Below are 15,171 nucleotides of genomic sequence, written 5' to 3'. Positions count from 1 at the left end.
TGGGGGTTAAGGGATCAGGGATTCCAGTGCAGAAAATTGCGGTACAGGGCCAAGCCGTGCTCCGCGCTCTTCTCCGGGTGAAACTGGGTGGCAAAAATATTATCGCGTGCAACCGCGGCAGCAAACAAACCGCCGTAGTCGGCCTGCCCGGCGCAATGGGCAGGATTTTGCGGCACAGCGTAGAAACTGTGCACGAAGTAGAAGTAACTGTTGTCGGGCACACCGGCCCACACCGGGTGCACGCCGCCGCCGTGGTGGGCGTGAGGCATCTGCCGCACCTGGTTCCAGCCCATCTGGGGCACCTTGAAACGGCTGCCATCGGGCTGTGTGCGGCCTGCCAGGTCAAACTTGAGCACATCGCCAGGGATCAGGCCCAGGCCAGGCGTGTTGCCTTCGGCGCTGTGGTCCAGCAGCATCTGCATGCCCACGCACACGCCAAACATCGGCTTGGTGGCAGCGGCTTCGAGCACCGATTCCTGCAGGCCGGACTCGCGCAGCTCGCGCATGCAATCGGGCATGGCGCCCTGCCCTGGCAGCACGATGCGCTGGGCGGCGCGCACGTCTTCGGGGCGCTGGGTGACGACCACGGTCCAGCCCGTGCCCTCGGCGGCGGCCTGCACGGCCTGCGACACCGAGCGCAGATTGCCCATGCCGTAGTCCACGACCACCACTGTTTTTGCTTCCATATTCATAGCTGCGAGCGCATACAAATCAAGCGCTTGCGCCTGATTTGACTGAAAAATTCACAGAGAACCCTTGGTGGAGGGGATGACACCGGCCGAGCGCGGATCACGCTCCAGCGCCGCACGCAGCGTGCGTCCGAACGCCTTGAAGATGGTCTCGCACTGGTGGTGTGCGTTGACGCCCTTGAGGTTGTCGATGTGCAGCGTCACGCCCGCGTGGTTCACAAAGCCCTGGAAGAACTCGAACACCAGCTGCGTGTCGAGCTGGCCGATGCTCCCGGCCGTGAACTTCACGTCCATGTGCAGCCCGGGGCGGCCCGAAAAATCGACCACCACGCGCGACAGCGCTTCGTCCAGCGGCACGTAGGCGTGGCCGTAGCGGCGGATGCCTTTCTTGTCGCCCACGGCGCGTGCAAAGGCCTGGCCCAGGGTGATGCCCACGTCTTCCACCGTGTGGTGGCCGTCGATGTGCAGGTCGCCTTCGCAGTCGATGTCGAGGTCAATCAGCCCGTGGCGGGCGATCTGGTCGAGCATGTGGTCAAAGAAGCCGATGCCGGTGTGCAGCTTGGCCTGGCCGGTGCCGTCGAGGTTGATGCGCACACTGATGCGCGTCTCGGCGGTGTTGCGGCTGACCTCGGCAATGCGGTCGGCCATCGGGTCGGCCGATGGGGCGGAAGGTACGAGTGCGGAGGAAGTCATAGGGAGGCTTGGAGTGCGGCCAGCATCTGCGCGTTGTCTTCGGCATTGCCTACCGTCAGGCGCAGGCAGTTGGCCAGCAATGGGTGCATTGTAGAAACGTTCTTGACGAGCACCTTGCGGTTTTTCATGCCCTCGTAGGCCTTGGCGGAATCCGCCACACGGATCAGCACCATGTTGGCCTCGCTGTCCCAGCACTTTTCGACCCCCGGCATCTGGCGCAACGCGGCGATGAGCGTGGTGCGTTCGACACGGATCTCGGCGGCCTGGGCGGCAAACACCTCGGCATGTTCCAGCGCAAACAGGGCGGTTTCGCAGTTGAGCACACTCACGTTGTAGGGCGGGCGCACCTTGTCGATCTCGCTCACGAACGCCGAGGGTCCGATGAGGTAGCCCAGGCGCACGCCCGCGAGGCCAAACTTGCTGAGCGTGCGCATGAGCAGCACGTGCGCATTGCGCGCAGGCTCGGTACGCATGCGGTCGATCCAGGTGCGGCTGGCAAAAGGCTGGTAGGCCTCGTCCATGACCACGATGCCGCCCTGCGCGCCCGCAGCGTCGATGATGCGCTGCACCGCGCCCTCGTCCCACAGCGTGGCCGTGGGGTTGTTGGGGTAGGCGATGTAGGTGATGGCCGGGCGGTGCTGTTGGATGGCGGTCAGCATGGCAGGCTCGTCCAGCTCGAAGTCGGGCGTGAGCGGCACGCCGACAAAGTCCAGGCCCTGCAGCTGCGCCGACAGCGGGTACATCACAAAACCGGGCATGGGTGCCAGCATGGTGGCGCGCTGGCCCGTGCCGGGCTGTGCGCAGGCCAGGGCCAGCAGGGTGATGAGTTCGTCCGACCCGTTGCCCAGCACGATGCCATAGCCCTCGGGCATGCCCGCGTACTGCGCCAGGGCCGCCTTCAGGTCGGCAATGCGGTCGCCGGGGTAGCGGTTGAGTGCCACCGAACCCAGGCGCTGGCCCAGCGCGGCCTGCAAATGCGCGGGCAGGCGGAAGGGGTTCTCCATCGCGTCCATCTTGAGCATGCCGGTGGAGGGCTGCACGACATAGGAATGCATCGCGCGCACGTCAGGGCGGATGCGGGCCAGGGCCTGGAGGGGGGACGACGCGGGAGTAGTCATTCGGTGGTGTCCAGTTCGTTGGGGGTGACAAGGAAAGGGTTGATGGGGCGCACGGCGTCCATCGGCTGATCGTGCGGCAGTGCCTCGGTCAGCAGGTAGCGGCAGCCTTGCTGGTGGGCGGACGAAAGGATGAGGGCATCCCAGTAGCCCAGACGGTAGCGGTCCTGCAGGTCCCAGGCGCCGTCCACGGTGTAGGAGTCCAGGTGCGGCGGCAGCCACACGCGCAGGCGGCGCACCTGGGCGCGCACCTGCTGCAGCACGTGGGGGCCGTCAAAACGCTGGATGGCCTGGTTGTACAGCTCGTTGAGCACCTGCGAGCTGATGCGGCCGCTGCGCGTCTGCCAGCAAAAGCTGATCCATTCGCGCGCCCGCGCCTGGCGCTCGGCATCGCGGTCGTCCACGCTGGCGAGCAGGATTTCGGTATCGACAAAGATGGGGACGGTGGCCATGTGTTCTGCCCCGTTCAGCGCAGAAACAGGGTTTCGCGCGGCACATAGGGCCCGCTCGAAGCACCCCAGCTCTCAAACCCCAGTGCCTCGCGCATGGCCTGGGCATAGGCGTCTTCCTGGCGCATCTTTTCGGCCAGCCATTCACCGAGCAGGCGGGACACGCTGCTGCCGCGCTTGGCGGCTTCCACGCGCACCCATTCGGCAACGGTGTCGTCCATGGTCACGGTGATGTTTTTCATGGGTTAAATACTACACGAACTTCGTGCACCACGAACTTCGTGTTGATTAAAACACCACAATCAAGCTGCCTTGCGGGGTGCCCCGCTTTGCAGCATCTGGCACGCCATGTCACCCACGGTGCGCAGCGCCTCCAGGTGGGCGGTCGTCCAGTCGCCTCCCACGCCGATGCGCAGGCAGTTGCGGAACCGTCCGCTGGCGCTGAACACCGTGCCGGGTGCGATCAGGATCTGCCGGGCCAGGCAGGCTTCGTGCAGTTGCACCGAATCGAGCGCACGCGGCAGCTCCAGCCACAGCAGCAGGCCGCCGGGCGGGTCACTCACGCGGGTACCCTGCGGGAAGTGCGCGGCAATCACATGACGCACCTCGTCCATGCGCGCCGCCACGGCCGCGCGCAGCTGGCGCATGGCGGCGGCGTGGCCCGCCTGGGTGATGAGATCGGCCAGGGCCAGTTCCAGCACGGCGGACTGGCCGCCCGCCTGCAGGTCCTTGATGGCGCGCAGCTTGTCGGCCCAGCGGCCAGCCTCCAGCCAGCCCAGGCGCAGGCCCGGCGCCAGCGTCTTGGAGAACGAGTCGCACAGCATCACATGGCCGGTGGTGTCGTACGACTTGACGGTGCGGCGCATCTCGTCCACCTCGACCAGGTCGTTGTAGATCGCGTCCTCGATCACCGCCATGTCGTACCGCGCCGCCATCTGCACCAGGCGCTTGCGCTCGGCCTGGGGCATGCAGCTGCCCAGCGGGTTGCTGAGCGTGGGCACCACCATCACCGCCTTGACGGGCTGGGTGTCCAACGCCAGTTGCAGCGCATCCAGCGAGAGGCCGTTGCGCGGGTGGGTGGGAATCTCCAGCGCCTTGAGGTGCAGGCCCTGCAGCACCTCCAGAAACGAAAAATGCGTGGGCGACTCCAGCGCCACCACGTCGCCCGGCTGCGTCACCGCGCGCAGGCACAGCGCAATGCTGTCCATGCAGCCTCCGGTGATCACGATGTTCTCGGGGTCCAGGCTGCAGCCCAGGCTGACGGCATAGCGCGCCAGGGCGCGGCGCGCGTCCTCATGGCCCGACGAACCGGGGTAGGTGCACAGCAGGTTGCGGTGGCGCTGCGCGGCGCGGACCACGGCGCGGCGCACACGATCAGGGTTGAACAGCTCGGGGCCAGGCGTCCCGCTGCTGTACGAAATGATGTCCACCGGCTGGTTGCGCCCCAGGATGCGCTGGCCCAGCCAGTCCACCGACACCTCGCGGGGGCGGCGCATTGGGCGCGGCGTGCTGGGCTCGGGCAGGCTCACCGGCCGCGCCGCCACAAAAAAGCCGGAGCGCGGGCGCGCGGTGATCAGGCGCGCATCTTCGAGCCAGTGGTAGGCCTGCACCACCGTGGTCTGCGCCACGCCGTGCTGGCGCGCCAGCTCACGCACCGAGGGTAGCTTTTCGCCGCGCGCCAGGGTGCCGTTGCGAATCAGCTGCGCAAGCTGTTCGGCGATTTGAAGGTACAGCGGGGGTGCGTCATCGGTGGCCATGCTGCATTCTGTACTGGCACTTTGGCCGGCAGACAGTACAGAGACGGCCCAGTGCGTACAGTACAGATGGGCCGGTTCGCTGTTCTGTACTGGGCCAGATCGCACGCGCCTGTGGCTGGTGGCCCACGGCAGCTGGCCGCACAGTGAAGGCATGAACACGCTGCACACCCCCACCCCACCGTCGCCCACGCTGCCCACCCAGCCTGCGGTGCCCCTCACCCTGCAATGGAAGCGCCAGCCCCTGCCGCCGCTTCAGGCCGTCCAGGTGCTGGACTTCCGCGCGGGCGAGATCGCCCTGCTCGAAGTCGAACAGGGCCGCGTCTGGGTGACCTGTGATGGTCTGCTGGAGGATTATTTTCTGGAGGCTGGACAGCGCCTGTCGTTCGCCGGACCCGTGCGGCTGCGCGTCAGCGCCGAAGGCCACCGGCCTGCACGGCTGAACTGGGCGCAGCACCGGGCAGTGGAAGGCGCCGCGTATCCGCCAGCGCCCTCTACAACCGCAGCGCCGGCCGCAACTCCTCAGCCCAGGACAGCAGCCCCCACGCAGGGCGCCCTGCCCCGGGGTGCCATCAGCGCGGCTTGACGGGCGTGGTCAGCCGCATCTCTGCGGCTTGTGCGTGGGCCTGCAGGCCCTCGCCATAGGCCAGCTCGGCGGCAATGGTACCCAGCACCTGGGCCCCGGCCTCGCTCACCTCGATGAGGCTGCTGCGTTTCTGGAAGTCGTACACGCCCAGCGGCGACGAGAAGCGCGCCGTGCCGCTGGTGGGCAGCACGTGGTTGGGGCCTGCGCAGTAGTCGCCCAGGCTCTCGGAGGTGTAGGCCCCCAGGAAGATCGCGCCCGCGTGGCGCAGCAACGGCTCCCAGCGGTGTGGGTCGGTGCTGCTCACTTCCAGGTGTTCCGGTGCGATGCGGTTGCTGATCGCGCAGGCTTCTTCCATGTCCTTCGTCAGGATCAGCGCGCCCCGGCCGGTGAGGCTCTTGGCGATGATCTCAGCGCGCGGCATGGTAGGCAGCAGGCGGTCGATCTCGCGCTGCACGGCGTCGAGGTAGGCGGCGTCAGGGCACAGCAGGATGCTCTGGGCCAGCTCGTCGTGTTCGGCCTGGCTGAAGAGGTCCATCGCCACCCAGTCGGGCGGCGTGGTGCCGTCGGCCAGCACCAGGATTTCGCTCGGGCCCGCAATCATGTCGATGCCCACCGTGCCGAACACGCGCTTCTTGGCGCTGGCCACATAGGCGTTGCCGGGGCCGGTGATCTTGTCCACCTTGGGCACGGTCTCCGTTCCATACGCCAGCGCGGCCACGGCCTGGGCGCCGCCGATGGTGAAGGCGCGGGTCACACCGGCCACGTAGGCGGCTGCCAGCACCAGCTCGTTGCGCTCGCCCTTCGTCGAGGTGCCCTCGCCCGTTCCACCGGTCGCCACGCTGCCGCGTACGGGCGTGGGCACAACCATGATGATTTCCTGCACGCCCGCTACGTGGGCCGGGATGGCGTTCATCAGCAGGCTCGAAGGGTAGGCGGCCTTGCCGCCGGGCACGTAGATGCCCACACGGTCCAGCGGCGTGACCTTCTGGCCCAGCAGCGTGCCGTCTTCGTCGCGGTAGCTCCAGCTCTCGCCCGAGGCCTTTTTCTGCGCCTCGTGGTAGCTGCGCACGCGCTTCGCTGCAGCCTGCAGGGCGTCGCGCTGAGCCTGTGGAATGGCGTCGAACGCGGCCTTGAAGTCGGCCTGGGTCAGCTCCAGCGCGGCCATGTTGGGGGCGCTGAGGCCGTCGAAGCGGGCGGTGTACTCCAACACCGCCGCGTCGCCGCGCTTTTGCACGTCTGCCAGGATGTCGGCCACGCGCTGCTCGATGGCCGCGTCGGTGTCGGCAGACCAATGCAGGCGGGCTGCAAAATCAGCCTCAAAAGTGGCCGCGGCGGTGGACAGACGGGCGGGAGCAGCTACCAAAGTCATAGTGTTAGTCGTTGGGTGGAGGTCAGTTCTTTTCGGCCGGTATGGCTGAGGCAAACGCATCGATGATGCGGCGCAGTGGCGCCTGCTTGAGCTTGAGCGCGGCCTGGTTCACGACCAGGTAGGAGCTGATGTCCATGATGCGCTCGACTTCGATGAGGTTGTTGGCCTTGAGGGTGTTGCCGGTGGAGACCAGGTCCACGATCGCATCGGCCAGGCCCGTGAGCGGCGCCAGTTCCATGCTGCCGTAGAGCTTGACCATGTCCACGTGCACGCCCTTGCTGGCAAAGAAGTCGCGCGCAATGCCGGTGTACTTGGTGGCGACCTTGAGGCGCGAGCCCTGCTTGACGGCCTGGGCGTAGTCGAAGTCGTTGCGTACGGCCACGCTCACGCGGCACTTGGCAATGCGCAGGTCCAGCGGCTGGTACAGGCCCTGGCCGCCGTGCTCGATGAGCGTGTCTTTGCCAGTCACGCCGATGTCGGCGCCGCCGTATTCCACATAGGTGGGAACGTCGGTGGCGCGCACCAGCACCACGCGCACATTGAGCTGGTTGGTGGGCAGGATGAGCTTGCGCGATTTTTCGGGATCTTCGAGCACCTCGATGCCTGCAGCGGCCAGCAGCGGCAGGGTTTCGTCAAAGATGCGGCCCTTCGAAAGCGCCAGGGTGATCATGTTGCTGCTCATGCTTTTACTCGTTCGATGTCGGCGCCAATGCCGCGCAGTTTGGCTTCCATGCAGTCGTAGCCGCGGTCCAGGTGGTAGATGCGGTCCACCACGGTTTCGCCGTCGGCCACCAGGCCGGCAATGACGAGGCTGGCCGATGCACGCAGGTCGGTGGCCATCACGGTGGCGCCGGACAGGCGGGGCACGCCCTCGATCACAGCCACCTTGCCATCCACCTGGATTTTGGCGCCCAGGCGAACCAGCTCGTTGACGTGCATGAAACGGTTTTCAAAAATCGTCTCGGTCACCGTGGCCGTGCCCTGGGCGATGCAGTTCAGCGCCATGAACTGGGCCTGCATGTCGGTGGGAAAACCGGGGTACTCCGTGGTGCGAAAGCCCTGGGCCTTGAGCGTGGCGCCGCCGGCGCTTTGCACACGGATGCCGCCCTCGACCGCTTGCACGGAAGCGCCGGCCTCGCGCAGCTTTTCGATCACGGCGTCGAGGTGGTCGGCGCGGCCATGGCGCAGCACCACATCACCGCCCGTGGCGGCCACAGCGCACAGGAAGGTGCCGGCCTCGATGCGGTCGGCCACCACGCGGTGGGTGCAGCCGTGCAGTTGGTCCACGCCCTGGATGCGGATGCGGCTGGTGCCGTGGCCTTCGATCTTCGCGCCCATGGCGATCAGCATCTCGGCCAGGTCCGAAATCTCGGGCTCTTGCGCGGCGTTTTCCAGCACCGTCTCGCCCTCGGCCAGCGCGGCGGCCATGAGGAAGTTCTCGGTGCCCGTCACCGTGACCATGTCGGTGGTGATGCGCGCCCCCTTCAGGCGCTTCCAGCCGGCGGGCAGCTTGGCGATCATGTAGCCGTGTTCGACCACGATCTCGGCGCCCATGGCGGCCAGGCCCTTGATGTGCTGGTCCACCGGGCGCGAACCGATGGCGCATCCGCCGGGCAGCGACACCGTAGCCTCGCCAAAGCGGGCCAGCAGCGGGCCCAGCGCCAGCACAGAGGCGCGCATGGTCTTGACCAGTTCGTACGGGGCTTCGGGCGTGCTCAGCGCGCTGGCGTTGATATGCACGGTGCCGTCATCGGCCCGCTCCGCCGCCACGCCCATGTTGCGGATGAGCTTGAGCATGGTGCTCACGTCCTGAAGCTGGGGCACGTTGAGCAGGGTCACAGGCTCGGCCGTGAGCAGGGCGGCACACAACTCCGGCAAGGCGGCGTTCTTGGCGCCGGAGACCAGCACCTCGCCTTGCAAGCTGCGTCCGCCGCGAATCAGGAGTTTGTCCATCTCAAATCACCAAAAATAGGGGTCAAAAGTGCCGCGTGCGCTAGTGGAATATGCGCCAGAAGCTATCAAAAAGTGAGTATTCCGAGGCTACTGCGCCTGGGCGGCCCATTCGGCCGGGGTGAAGGTTTTCATCGACAGCGCGTGCACCTCGTCGGTGTGCATTTTCGCGCCCAGCGTGGCGTACACGCGCTGGTGGCGCTGGATGGCGCGCTTGCCCTCGAACTCGGCCGAGACGATGGTGGCATACCAGTGGCGGCCGTCGCCTTCGAGCGTGATGTGTTCGCAGGCCAGGCCGGCAGCGATGATGTCTTTGAGTTGGTCAGCGGTCATGGAGGGGCGCTCGGAATCAATGAGAACTGACGCAAATCGGGATGCAACAACCGCCTCGCCCTGGAGGGGAGCGCTTGCCTGAACCTTGTTTTGCGTCAGTCATGTCAGTTACGGATTTTGTAGCCCGTGCGCAGCAGGTGCACAGCCAGCGCGCTCACGGCCAGCCAGGCGATGCCCACGATGCCCAGGCTGAGCCAGGGCGAGGTGTCGCTCTGGCCGAAGAAGCCGTAGCGAAAGCCATCGATCATGTAGAAGAACGGGTTGAGGTGGCTCACGGCCTGCCAGAACGGCGGCAGCGACTGGATCGAATAGAACACGCCCGACAGGAAGGTCATGGGCACGATGATGAAGTTCTGGAACGCGGCCATCTGGTCGAACTTGTCGGCCCAGAGCCCCGCAATCAACCCCAGCGTGGCCAGCAGCGCCGCACCCAGCAGGGCGAACGCCAGAATCCACAGCGGCGCAGCAAATTCGGGCCGCGCAAACGCCAGCGTGACGATGAACACACCCAGGCCCACCACCAGCCCGCGCACGATGGACGAGCCCACGTAGGCGCAGAACCACGCCCAGTGCGACAGCGGCGTGAGCAACACAAACACCAAGCTGCCCATGATCTTGCTCTGGATGATGCTGGACGAGCTGTTGGCAAAGGCGTTCTGCAGCACGCTCATCATCACGAGGCCCGGCACAAGGAAGGCCGTGTAGCTGATACGGTCGTAGACCTTCACATGGTCTTCGAGCACATGGCCGAAGATCAACAGGTACAGCACGGCCGTGAGCACGGGAGCCGCGACGGTCTGGAAGCTGACCTTCCAGAAGCGCAGCACCTCTTTGTAGAACAGGGTCTGCCAGCCGGTCATAGCGCAACGCCCTCCAGCGGGATGTTGGAAGCCGACGTGCCGGACATCACCTGCAGGAACACATCCTCCAGATCGGGTCGGCGAATCTCCATGTCCTGCACCTCGACCCCGGCCACGCGCAACGCAGCCAGGTGGTTTTCGATCTCTGCCGCGTCATGCGCGGGTAATTGCACGATGCGACCGGTGACCCGCGCCACGGCGGCCAGTGCGGGCGGCAGGGCCGTGTCGGTCTTGAACTGCAGCACGCTGCCCGAGGCGGCCTTGAGCAACTCGCTGGTGCGGTTGAGCGCCACCACCTGCCCCGCCTTGAGCATGGCGATGCGGCCGCACAGGGCCTCGGCTTCTTCGAGGTAGTGGGTGGTGAGCAGCACGGTGTGCCCCTCCTTGTTCAGGCGGGCGATGAAGTGCCACAGGGTCTGGCGCAGTTCCACATCGACACCGGCCGTGGGCTCATCCAGAACGATGATGGGCGGCTTGTGCACCAGCGCCTGTGCGACCAGTACGCGGCGCTTCATGCCGCCCGAGAGCTGGCGCATGTTGGCGTTGGCCTTGTCGGCCAGGCCCAGGTTTTCGAGCAGCTCGTCGATCCAGGCATCGTTGTTCTTCACGCCGAAGTAGCCCGACTGGATGCGCAGCGCCTCGCGCACGTTGAAAAAGGGGTCGAACACCAGCTCTTGCGGCACGATGCCCAGCTTGCGGCGGGCATCGGCGTACTGGGCCTGCACATCGCTGCCCTGCACCAGCACGCGGCCGCTGGTGGCACGCGCCAGGCCTGCGAGGATGCTGATCAGGGTGGTCTTGCCGGCACCATTGGGGCCCAGGAGCCCGAAGAACTCGCCCTCCTCAATGTCCAGATTGACCTGGTTCAGTGCCTGAAAAGGGCCTTTGGGCGTGGCAAAGGTCTTGGAGATGGCTTGGAAGGAGACTGCGGGCATGAAGCCTTCGATTTTAAGGCCTCAGCCCTCGGCGGGCGGGGCGGCCGCTTCAATGGCCCCTGGCGGGCGCTGTGGGCCCTCAGCTTCATGGCTTGGGGGCAGAGCCACCCGGGACCGTGAAAGCTATTTCATATCAAGGTGCGGCGACCAGCAGCGCATCCACCCCATACAACCCTGCCATGCCCGCCAGACCAGCGGGCATGCTTTGCACGGCAAACTGCTTGCCTTCGGACAGGGCTTCACGCCGGCATTCGAGCAGCACGGCGAGGGCCGATGTGTCGAACACCGTCAGCCCATGGGCATCCACCACCACCGCGCTGTCGCGGTGCACCCGCAACCCCTGCTTGAGCATGTGCAGGCAGGCAGTAGCCTGGCGGTGGGTGAGTTCGGGGGGCAGCACCAGCATGGCGAGGGGGCTGTCAGCCCTTGGCAGTGCCCGCATTGGTCTTGTTGCGGGCGGCCAGTGTCTCGATCAGGCCGTCGATGCCCTTGGCATTGATCTCCTGCGCGAACTGGCCTCGGTAGGTTTCCACCAGCCAGACGCCCAGCACATTCAGGTTGTAGATCTTCCAGCCTGCGCCATCACCAGGAGTCTTTTCGAGGCGGTAGTCGAGCTGGATGGGGTCGCCCCGGCCCACGATTTCGGTGCGCACCAGCACGTCCTTGTCTTCGGCCGCCGCGCGCAGGGGCTTGACCTGGATGCTCTGGTCATTGACCTGGGCCAGCGCGCCGGCATAGGTGCGCACCAGCAGGATCTTGAACTCGTCCTGCAGGCGTTTTTGCTGCTCGGGCGTGGCCTGGCGCCAGCCGGGGCCGACGGCTGCGGCCGTCATGCGGCGGAAGTTGACGTTGGGCATCACCGTTTTATCGACCAGGGCGATCACCTTGCTCAGGTCCCCGGCCTGGATGGCCTTGTCGGACTTCACCGTGTTGAGCACATCGGCGGACAGCCGCTTGATCAGCGCGTCGGGCGCCTCGTCGGCTGCGAGGGCAGACAACGGCAGGCTCAGCACGGCACTGGCTGCAATGCAAAGGGCGGCACCGCCCAGGGAACGTCGGTTCATCATCTTCTCGGCTTTCATCGGTGCGGGCTTGTGCCCGTCAAATCATTGTGGAGGTGCGGGCCCACTGGCATGCGTCGCAGCGGTTGCGAATTGCAAGCGAGTGCAACAGGGCCAGACCCAGGGCGGCGAATCGGAACATGTGCCCCGCCCGGCATGCCATCAGCGCGCAGGAGGTTCCTCGGGCAGCACGCCATTGCTGGCGCCGCCGTCGTCCTTGCCGTCCGCATTCTGTACCTCACCTGCATGGCTGCGTACTTGTAGGTAGACATCACGCGTAAAGCTGTATTTGTCGAGCGCGGCGCTGTCGAGCACCGAGCTGGCGCGCAACAGGTTGGCCCGCGTGTCCACCACGCGCAGGGCATACAACGAGTTGCGGGCGGAGACCGGGTCCACGTAGCTCACCACGTTGCCCTTCATGTCCACCGGCAGCGCGAATGTGTCGCGCACGGTGGAAGGCCCCAGGATGGGCAGCACCAGATAGGGGCCAGTACCCACGCCCCAGCGCCCCAGGGTCAGGCCGAAGTCCTGCTTGTAGCGGTCGATGCCCAGCTCGCTGGCGATGTCCAGCAAACCGCCCAGGCCCATGAACGTGTTCACATTGACCCGCATGAAGCTGGACGCAGCGGCTTCACCGCGCAGCTGCAGCACGTTGTTCACAAACGACCAGACGTCGCCCAGGTTCCCGAAGAAATTGCTGACCCCCGTGCGTACCGGTGCGGGCGTGACCTCCTTGTAGGCCGTCGCCACGGGCTTGAGCACCATGGCATCGACCTGTTCATTGAAGTTGGTCATGCTGCGGTTGTAAGACTCCAGCGGGTCGCGGGGATCAGGGTTGGCCACCGTGGCGCACCCGGTGAGCAGCACAGCCCCCAGCAACAAGGCCAGGCTGGCTGCAAGGCGGGACATCGACAACCTGCCGTCATCAATGCGGGCACGGAGTGTATGGAGTGAATGCATCATTTTTTTCCACCTGTCCCTGCAGGTTTTGCGCCGTCTTCGGCTTTGCTGTAAAGAAATTGTCCGATAAGGTTCTCAAGCACCACCGCCGACTGGGTAGACGTGATCGTGTCTCCCGCCGCCAGATTTTTTTCGTCGGCACCCGCCTCAATTCCGATGTACTGCTCGCCGAGCAGGCCGCTGGTCAGGATCTTGAGGGAGCTGTCCTTGGGGAAGGCGTAGCGGTCTTCCATGGCCAGCGTGACCCGCGCCTGGAAGGTCTTGTCGTCAAAGGTGATGGACTCCACGCGCCCCACCACCACCCCAGCGCTGCGCACCGCCGCCTGGGGCTTGAGACCGCCGATGTTGTCGAACTTGGCGGTGACACGGTAGCCCGAATGGAATTGAAGGCTCAGCAGGTTGGCCGACTGCAGCGCCAGAAACACCAGTGCCACCGCGCCCAGCATCACGAAGAGCCCTACCCACAGATCGTTTTTGGAGCGTTGCATATGTTTGATTCCTAGAACTGCCAGCACCGCCAGCGTCAGATACTGAACATCAGTGCGGTGAGCACGAAGTCCAGTGCCAGCACCGCCAAAGACGCCATGACCACGGTGCGCGTGGTGGCGCGCGACACACCCTCAGGGGTGGGTTTGGCTGCATAGCCCTGCAGCAGCGCCACAAAAGTTACCGTGAAGCCAAAGACCACACTCTTGAGCACGCCGTTGCCCAGGTCTTTCCAGACATCCACCCCGCCCTGCATCTGGCTCCAGAACGCCCCGGGGTCAATGCCGATCATGACCACCCCGACGATCCAGCCGCCGATGATGCCCACCGCACTGAACACCGCCGCCAGTAGGGGCATGGTGATCACCCCTGCCCAGAAGCGAGGCGCCAGGATGCGCTGCACCGGGTCCACCGCCATCATCTCCATGGCGCTGAGCTGCTCCCCCGCGCGCATGAGGCCAATTTCTGCTGTGAGCGACGTGCCTGCGCGGCCCGCAAACAGCAGCGCCGTGACCACGGGGCCCAGCTCGCGCACAAGACTCAGTGCCACCAGCAAGCCCAGGGCCTCTGACGAGCCATAGCGCTGCAGCGTGTAGTAGCCCTGCAAGCCCAGCACAAACCCCACGAACAGGCCCGACACGGCAATGATGGCCAGCGAATAGTTGCCCAGGAAATGCACCTGGTCGCGCACCAGCGAGGGCCGCGTCAAGGTCGCACCCAGGAGCCGCACCAGCCGCCCAAACAACCGCGCGCCCATGCCAATGTCAGCCAGCTTGTGGCGCACAGCAAAACCGACGTCGGAGGGCTTGTACCAACTCACAGCGCACGTCCTCCTGCAGGTCCGAAATCCTCGGCAACGGCCGGGCCGGGGTAATGGAACGGCACCGGGCCAGTCGGTAGAGCGTTGACAAACTGGTGCACCAGCGGGTCACGGCTGGCGAGGACCTCCTCAGGCGTGCCCTGCGCCGCCACAACGCCTTCGCCCAGGATGATCACATGGTCCGCAAGGCGGAAAGTCTCCTCCAGGTCATGCGACACCACGATGCTGGTGAGGCCCATGGCGTCGTTGAGCTGACGGATCAACTGCGCAGCCGTGCCCAACGAGATGGGGTCCAGGCCCGCAAAGGGTTCGTCGTACATGACCAGTTCCGGGTCCAGCACGATCGCTCGAGCCAGCGCCACGCGGCGCGCCATGCCACCCGAGATCTGGCTGGGCATCAGGTCGCGTGCACCACGCAGGCCCACCGCATGCAGCTTCATCAGCACCACATCGCGGATCAGTTCCTCGGACAAATCGGTGTGCTCACGCAGCGGAAAGGCCACGTTCTCAAACACGCTCAGGTCGGTGAACAGCGCGCCGAACTGGAACAACATGCCCATGCGCCGGCGCGCAGCGTACAAAGCCTGTACGTCCATGCGCCCTACGTCCTGACCGTTGACCAACACCTGGCCACTCTGGGCCCTGTGCTGCCCCCCAAGCAGGCGCAGCACCGTCGTCTTGCCCCCGCCCGATGCGCCCATCAGCGCCGTGACCTTGCCGCGCGGCACCGCCAGGGTCACGTCGCGCAGGATCACGCGGTCACCGTACGAAAACGTGACGTTGCGCAACTCGGCAAGAAATGTGGACTCGGCCATGCAAGAAATGGATGTCTGATCTGAGGCCTGCCAAAACGACATCCGCCCCGGAAAATGGAGCGCAGATGGTAGCCGAAGACACAAACATACATTCATGCATGTTTGTAAAGAAAAAGCACAACCGCCAGCGATCCCGACCGAGCGAGACCGAGGCAAGCCCGGATTGACAGAACCCCTGATTGTGCCAACAAAGCGTCCAGAAGGCTGACGCCCGGCCATTGCCCCACCGTCAAAGGCACCGTAAACACAAACGGCGCCCGAAGGCGCCGTTGCTTGGAGGGTGCGAGAAACCGCAG

General features: G+C 65.5%; 20 protein-coding genes. 2 read left to right on the top strand and 18 right to left on the bottom strand.

Annotation, left to right across the window (positions count from 1 at the left end):
• Nucleotides 1–14: 14 nt before the first annotated feature.
• From hisH to ASC83_RS07680, 6 genes are read right to left on the bottom strand one after another with little or no spacing between them, the layout of a single operon-like run.
• Nucleotides 15–692 (bottom strand): imidazole glycerol phosphate synthase subunit HisH, encoded by a 678-nt coding sequence (gene hisH / locus ASC83_RS07705; RefSeq protein ID WP_056060240.1) that lies wholly within the window; start codon nucleotides 690–692, stop codon nucleotides 15–17.
• Between the two features lie 51 nt (nucleotides 693–743).
• The gene (hisB, locus tag ASC83_RS07700; RefSeq protein ID WP_015012685.1) at nucleotides 744–1,382 is read right to left on the bottom strand and encodes an imidazoleglycerol-phosphate dehydratase HisB; all 639 of its coding nucleotides are present in this window, start codon (nucleotides 1,380–1,382) and stop codon (nucleotides 744–746) included.
• Nucleotides 1,379–2,500, bottom strand: a complete 1,122-nt coding sequence (gene hisC, locus ASC83_RS07695; protein ID WP_056060237.1) for a histidinol-phosphate transaminase — start codon at nucleotides 2,498–2,500, stop codon at nucleotides 1,379–1,381. Before hisC ends, hisB begins: the two co-directional genes overlap by 4 nt.
• A complete protein-coding gene (locus tag ASC83_RS07690) occupies nucleotides 2,497–2,949 on the bottom strand; it encodes a PIN domain-containing protein (protein ID WP_056060234.1) in 453 nt (150 codons plus the stop codon). The genes hisC and ASC83_RS07690 overlap by 4 nt, the downstream gene beginning before the upstream one ends.
• Nucleotides 2,950–2,963: 14 nt before the next feature.
• Nucleotides 2,964–3,188: a hypothetical protein gene (locus tag ASC83_RS07685; RefSeq protein ID WP_015012682.1), complete on the bottom strand. Its 225-nt coding sequence runs from the start codon at nucleotides 3,186–3,188 to the stop codon at nucleotides 2,964–2,966.
• Nucleotides 3,189–3,248: 60 nt separating this feature from the next.
• The gene (locus tag ASC83_RS07680) at nucleotides 3,249–4,703 is read right to left on the bottom strand and encodes a PLP-dependent aminotransferase family protein (protein ID WP_056060231.1); all 1,455 of its coding nucleotides are present in this window, start codon (nucleotides 4,701–4,703) and stop codon (nucleotides 3,249–3,251) included.
• Between the two features lie 151 nt (nucleotides 4,704–4,854).
• Between ASC83_RS07680 and ASC83_RS07675 the strand changes: the two genes are divergently transcribed.
• The gene (locus ASC83_RS07675) at nucleotides 4,855–5,286 is read left to right on the top strand and encodes a DUF2917 domain-containing protein (protein WP_056062029.1); all 432 of its coding nucleotides are present in this window, start codon (nucleotides 4,855–4,857) and stop codon (nucleotides 5,284–5,286) included.
• Here ASC83_RS07675 and hisD read toward each other — a convergent pair.
• From hisD to ASC83_RS07635, 8 genes are all read right to left on the bottom strand, one after another.
• On the bottom strand, nucleotides 5,273–6,655 hold the full coding sequence (gene hisD, locus ASC83_RS07670; RefSeq protein ID WP_056060229.1) for a histidinol dehydrogenase: 1,383 nt from the start codon (nucleotides 6,653–6,655) through the stop codon (nucleotides 5,273–5,275). The two genes, ASC83_RS07675 and hisD, sit on opposite strands and share 14 nt — an antisense overlap.
• 22 nt (nucleotides 6,656–6,677) lie before the next feature.
• Nucleotides 6,678–7,325, bottom strand: coding sequence for an ATP phosphoribosyltransferase (gene hisG, locus ASC83_RS07665; protein ID WP_056062026.1), 648 nt, complete (start codon nucleotides 7,323–7,325; stop codon nucleotides 6,678–6,680).
• An 8-nt stretch (nucleotides 7,326–7,333) separates the two neighbouring features.
• Complete coding sequence (gene murA, locus ASC83_RS07660; RefSeq protein ID WP_056060227.1) at nucleotides 7,334–8,608, bottom strand: UDP-N-acetylglucosamine 1-carboxyvinyltransferase; 1,275 nt, start codon at nucleotides 8,606–8,608, stop codon at nucleotides 7,334–7,336.
• A gap of 87 nt (nucleotides 8,609–8,695) precedes the next feature.
• Nucleotides 8,696–8,938 carry a BolA family protein gene (locus ASC83_RS07655; RefSeq protein WP_010462096.1) on the bottom strand — a complete coding sequence of 81 codons (243 nt, stop codon included), beginning with the start codon at nucleotides 8,936–8,938 and terminating at the stop codon, nucleotides 8,696–8,698.
• A 104-nt stretch (nucleotides 8,939–9,042) separates the two neighbouring features.
• Nucleotides 9,043–9,798: an ABC transporter permease gene (locus ASC83_RS07650; protein WP_056060224.1), complete on the bottom strand. Its 756-nt coding sequence runs from the start codon at nucleotides 9,796–9,798 to the stop codon at nucleotides 9,043–9,045.
• Complete coding sequence (locus ASC83_RS07645; RefSeq protein WP_015012675.1) at nucleotides 9,795–10,733, bottom strand: ABC transporter ATP-binding protein; 939 nt, start codon at nucleotides 10,731–10,733, stop codon at nucleotides 9,795–9,797. Before ASC83_RS07645 ends, ASC83_RS07650 begins: the two co-directional genes overlap by 4 nt.
• A gap of 133 nt (nucleotides 10,734–10,866) precedes the next feature.
• The gene (locus ASC83_RS07640) at nucleotides 10,867–11,139 is read right to left on the bottom strand and encodes an STAS domain-containing protein (protein WP_056060221.1); all 273 of its coding nucleotides are present in this window, start codon (nucleotides 11,137–11,139) and stop codon (nucleotides 10,867–10,869) included.
• 13 nt (nucleotides 11,140–11,152) lie between these two features.
• On the bottom strand, nucleotides 11,153–11,800 hold the full coding sequence (locus ASC83_RS07635; protein ID WP_056062022.1) for a phospholipid-binding protein MlaC: 648 nt from the start codon (nucleotides 11,798–11,800) through the stop codon (nucleotides 11,153–11,155).
• Between the two features lie 27 nt (nucleotides 11,801–11,827).
• Here ASC83_RS07635 and ASC83_RS24530 point away from each other — a divergent pair, with 27 nt between their 5' ends.
• Nucleotides 11,828–12,058 carry a twin-arginine translocation signal domain-containing protein gene (locus tag ASC83_RS24530; RefSeq protein ID WP_369816958.1) on the top strand — a complete coding sequence of 77 codons (231 nt, stop codon included), beginning with the start codon at nucleotides 11,828–11,830 and terminating at the stop codon, nucleotides 12,056–12,058.
• Here ASC83_RS24530 and ASC83_RS07630 read toward each other — a convergent pair.
• From ASC83_RS07630 to ASC83_RS07615, 4 genes are read right to left on the bottom strand one after another with little or no spacing between them, the layout of a single operon-like run.
• Nucleotides 11,957–12,703 (bottom strand): VacJ family lipoprotein, encoded by a 747-nt coding sequence (locus ASC83_RS07630; RefSeq protein ID WP_056060218.1) that lies wholly within the window; start codon nucleotides 12,701–12,703, stop codon nucleotides 11,957–11,959. The two genes, ASC83_RS24530 and ASC83_RS07630, sit on opposite strands and share 102 nt — an antisense overlap.
• A gap of 50 nt (nucleotides 12,704–12,753) precedes the next feature.
• The gene (mlaD, locus tag ASC83_RS07625; RefSeq protein ID WP_056060215.1) at nucleotides 12,754–13,242 is read right to left on the bottom strand and encodes an outer membrane lipid asymmetry maintenance protein MlaD; all 489 of its coding nucleotides are present in this window, start codon (nucleotides 13,240–13,242) and stop codon (nucleotides 12,754–12,756) included.
• A gap of 35 nt (nucleotides 13,243–13,277) precedes the next feature.
• Nucleotides 13,278–14,060 carry a lipid asymmetry maintenance ABC transporter permease subunit MlaE gene (gene mlaE, locus ASC83_RS07620; RefSeq protein WP_056060212.1) on the bottom strand — a complete coding sequence of 261 codons (783 nt, stop codon included), beginning with the start codon at nucleotides 14,058–14,060 and terminating at the stop codon, nucleotides 13,278–13,280.
• On the bottom strand, nucleotides 14,057–14,875 hold the full coding sequence (locus ASC83_RS07615) for an ABC transporter ATP-binding protein (RefSeq protein ID WP_056060210.1): 819 nt from the start codon (nucleotides 14,873–14,875) through the stop codon (nucleotides 14,057–14,059). Before ASC83_RS07615 ends, mlaE begins: the two co-directional genes overlap by 4 nt.
• Between the last annotated feature and the right edge of the window lie 296 nt (nucleotides 14,876–15,171).

Source organism: Acidovorax sp. Root402, assembly GCF_001425125.1.
GTDB lineage: Bacteria > Pseudomonadota > Gammaproteobacteria > Burkholderiales > Burkholderiaceae_C > Acidovorax > Acidovorax delafieldii.
Note: the sequence above shows the minus strand (reverse complement) of the source record. Positions and strands in the feature narration are given on the sequence as shown.

Excerpts from the sequence above, each read along its gene's own strand:
- hisH (WP_056060240.1), bottom strand. The coding sequence starts at position 692 with ATGAATATGGAAGCAAAAACAGTGGTGGTCGTGGACTACGGCATGGGC.
- hisB (WP_015012685.1), bottom strand. The coding sequence starts at position 1,382 with ATGACTTCCTCCGCACTCGTACCTTCCGCCCCATCGGCCGACCCGATG.
- hisC (WP_056060237.1), bottom strand. The coding sequence starts at position 2,500 with ATGACTACTCCCGCGTCGTCCCCCCTCCAGGCCCTGGCCCGCATCCGC.
- ASC83_RS07690 (WP_056060234.1), bottom strand. The coding sequence starts at position 2,949 with ATGGCCACCGTCCCCATCTTTGTCGATACCGAAATCCTGCTCGCCAGC.
- ASC83_RS07685 (WP_015012682.1), bottom strand. The coding sequence starts at position 3,188 with ATGAAAAACATCACCGTGACCATGGACGACACCGTTGCCGAATGGGTG.
- ASC83_RS07680 (WP_056060231.1), bottom strand. The coding sequence starts at position 4,703 with ATGGCCACCGATGACGCACCCCCGCTGTACCTTCAAATCGCCGAACAG.
- ASC83_RS07675 (WP_056062029.1), top strand. The coding sequence starts at position 4,855 with ATGAACACGCTGCACACCCCCACCCCACCGTCGCCCACGCTGCCCACC.
- hisD (WP_056060229.1), bottom strand. The coding sequence starts at position 6,655 with ATGACTTTGGTAGCTGCTCCCGCCCGTCTGTCCACCGCCGCGGCCACT.
- hisG (WP_056062026.1), bottom strand. The coding sequence starts at position 7,325 with ATGATCACCCTGGCGCTTTCGAAGGGCCGCATCTTTGACGAAACCCTG.
- murA (WP_056060227.1), bottom strand. The coding sequence starts at position 8,608 with ATGGACAAACTCCTGATTCGCGGCGGACGCAGCTTGCAAGGCGAGGTG.
- ASC83_RS07655 (WP_010462096.1), bottom strand. The coding sequence starts at position 8,938 with ATGACCGCTGACCAACTCAAAGACATCATCGCTGCCGGCCTGGCCTGC.
- ASC83_RS07650 (WP_056060224.1), bottom strand. The coding sequence starts at position 9,798 with ATGACCGGCTGGCAGACCCTGTTCTACAAAGAGGTGCTGCGCTTCTGG.
- ASC83_RS07645 (WP_015012675.1), bottom strand. The coding sequence starts at position 10,733 with ATGCCCGCAGTCTCCTTCCAAGCCATCTCCAAGACCTTTGCCACGCCC.
- ASC83_RS07640 (WP_056060221.1), bottom strand. The coding sequence starts at position 11,139 with ATGCTGGTGCTGCCCCCCGAACTCACCCACCGCCAGGCTACTGCCTGC.
- ASC83_RS07635 (WP_056062022.1), bottom strand. The coding sequence starts at position 11,800 with ATGATGAACCGACGTTCCCTGGGCGGTGCCGCCCTTTGCATTGCAGCC.
- ASC83_RS07630 (WP_056060218.1), bottom strand. The coding sequence starts at position 12,703 with ATGTCCCGCCTTGCAGCCAGCCTGGCCTTGTTGCTGGGGGCTGTGCTG.
- mlaD (WP_056060215.1), bottom strand. The coding sequence starts at position 13,242 with ATGCAACGCTCCAAAAACGATCTGTGGGTAGGGCTCTTCGTGATGCTG.
- ASC83_RS07615 (WP_056060210.1), bottom strand. The coding sequence starts at position 14,875 with ATGGCCGAGTCCACATTTCTTGCCGAGTTGCGCAACGTCACGTTTTCG.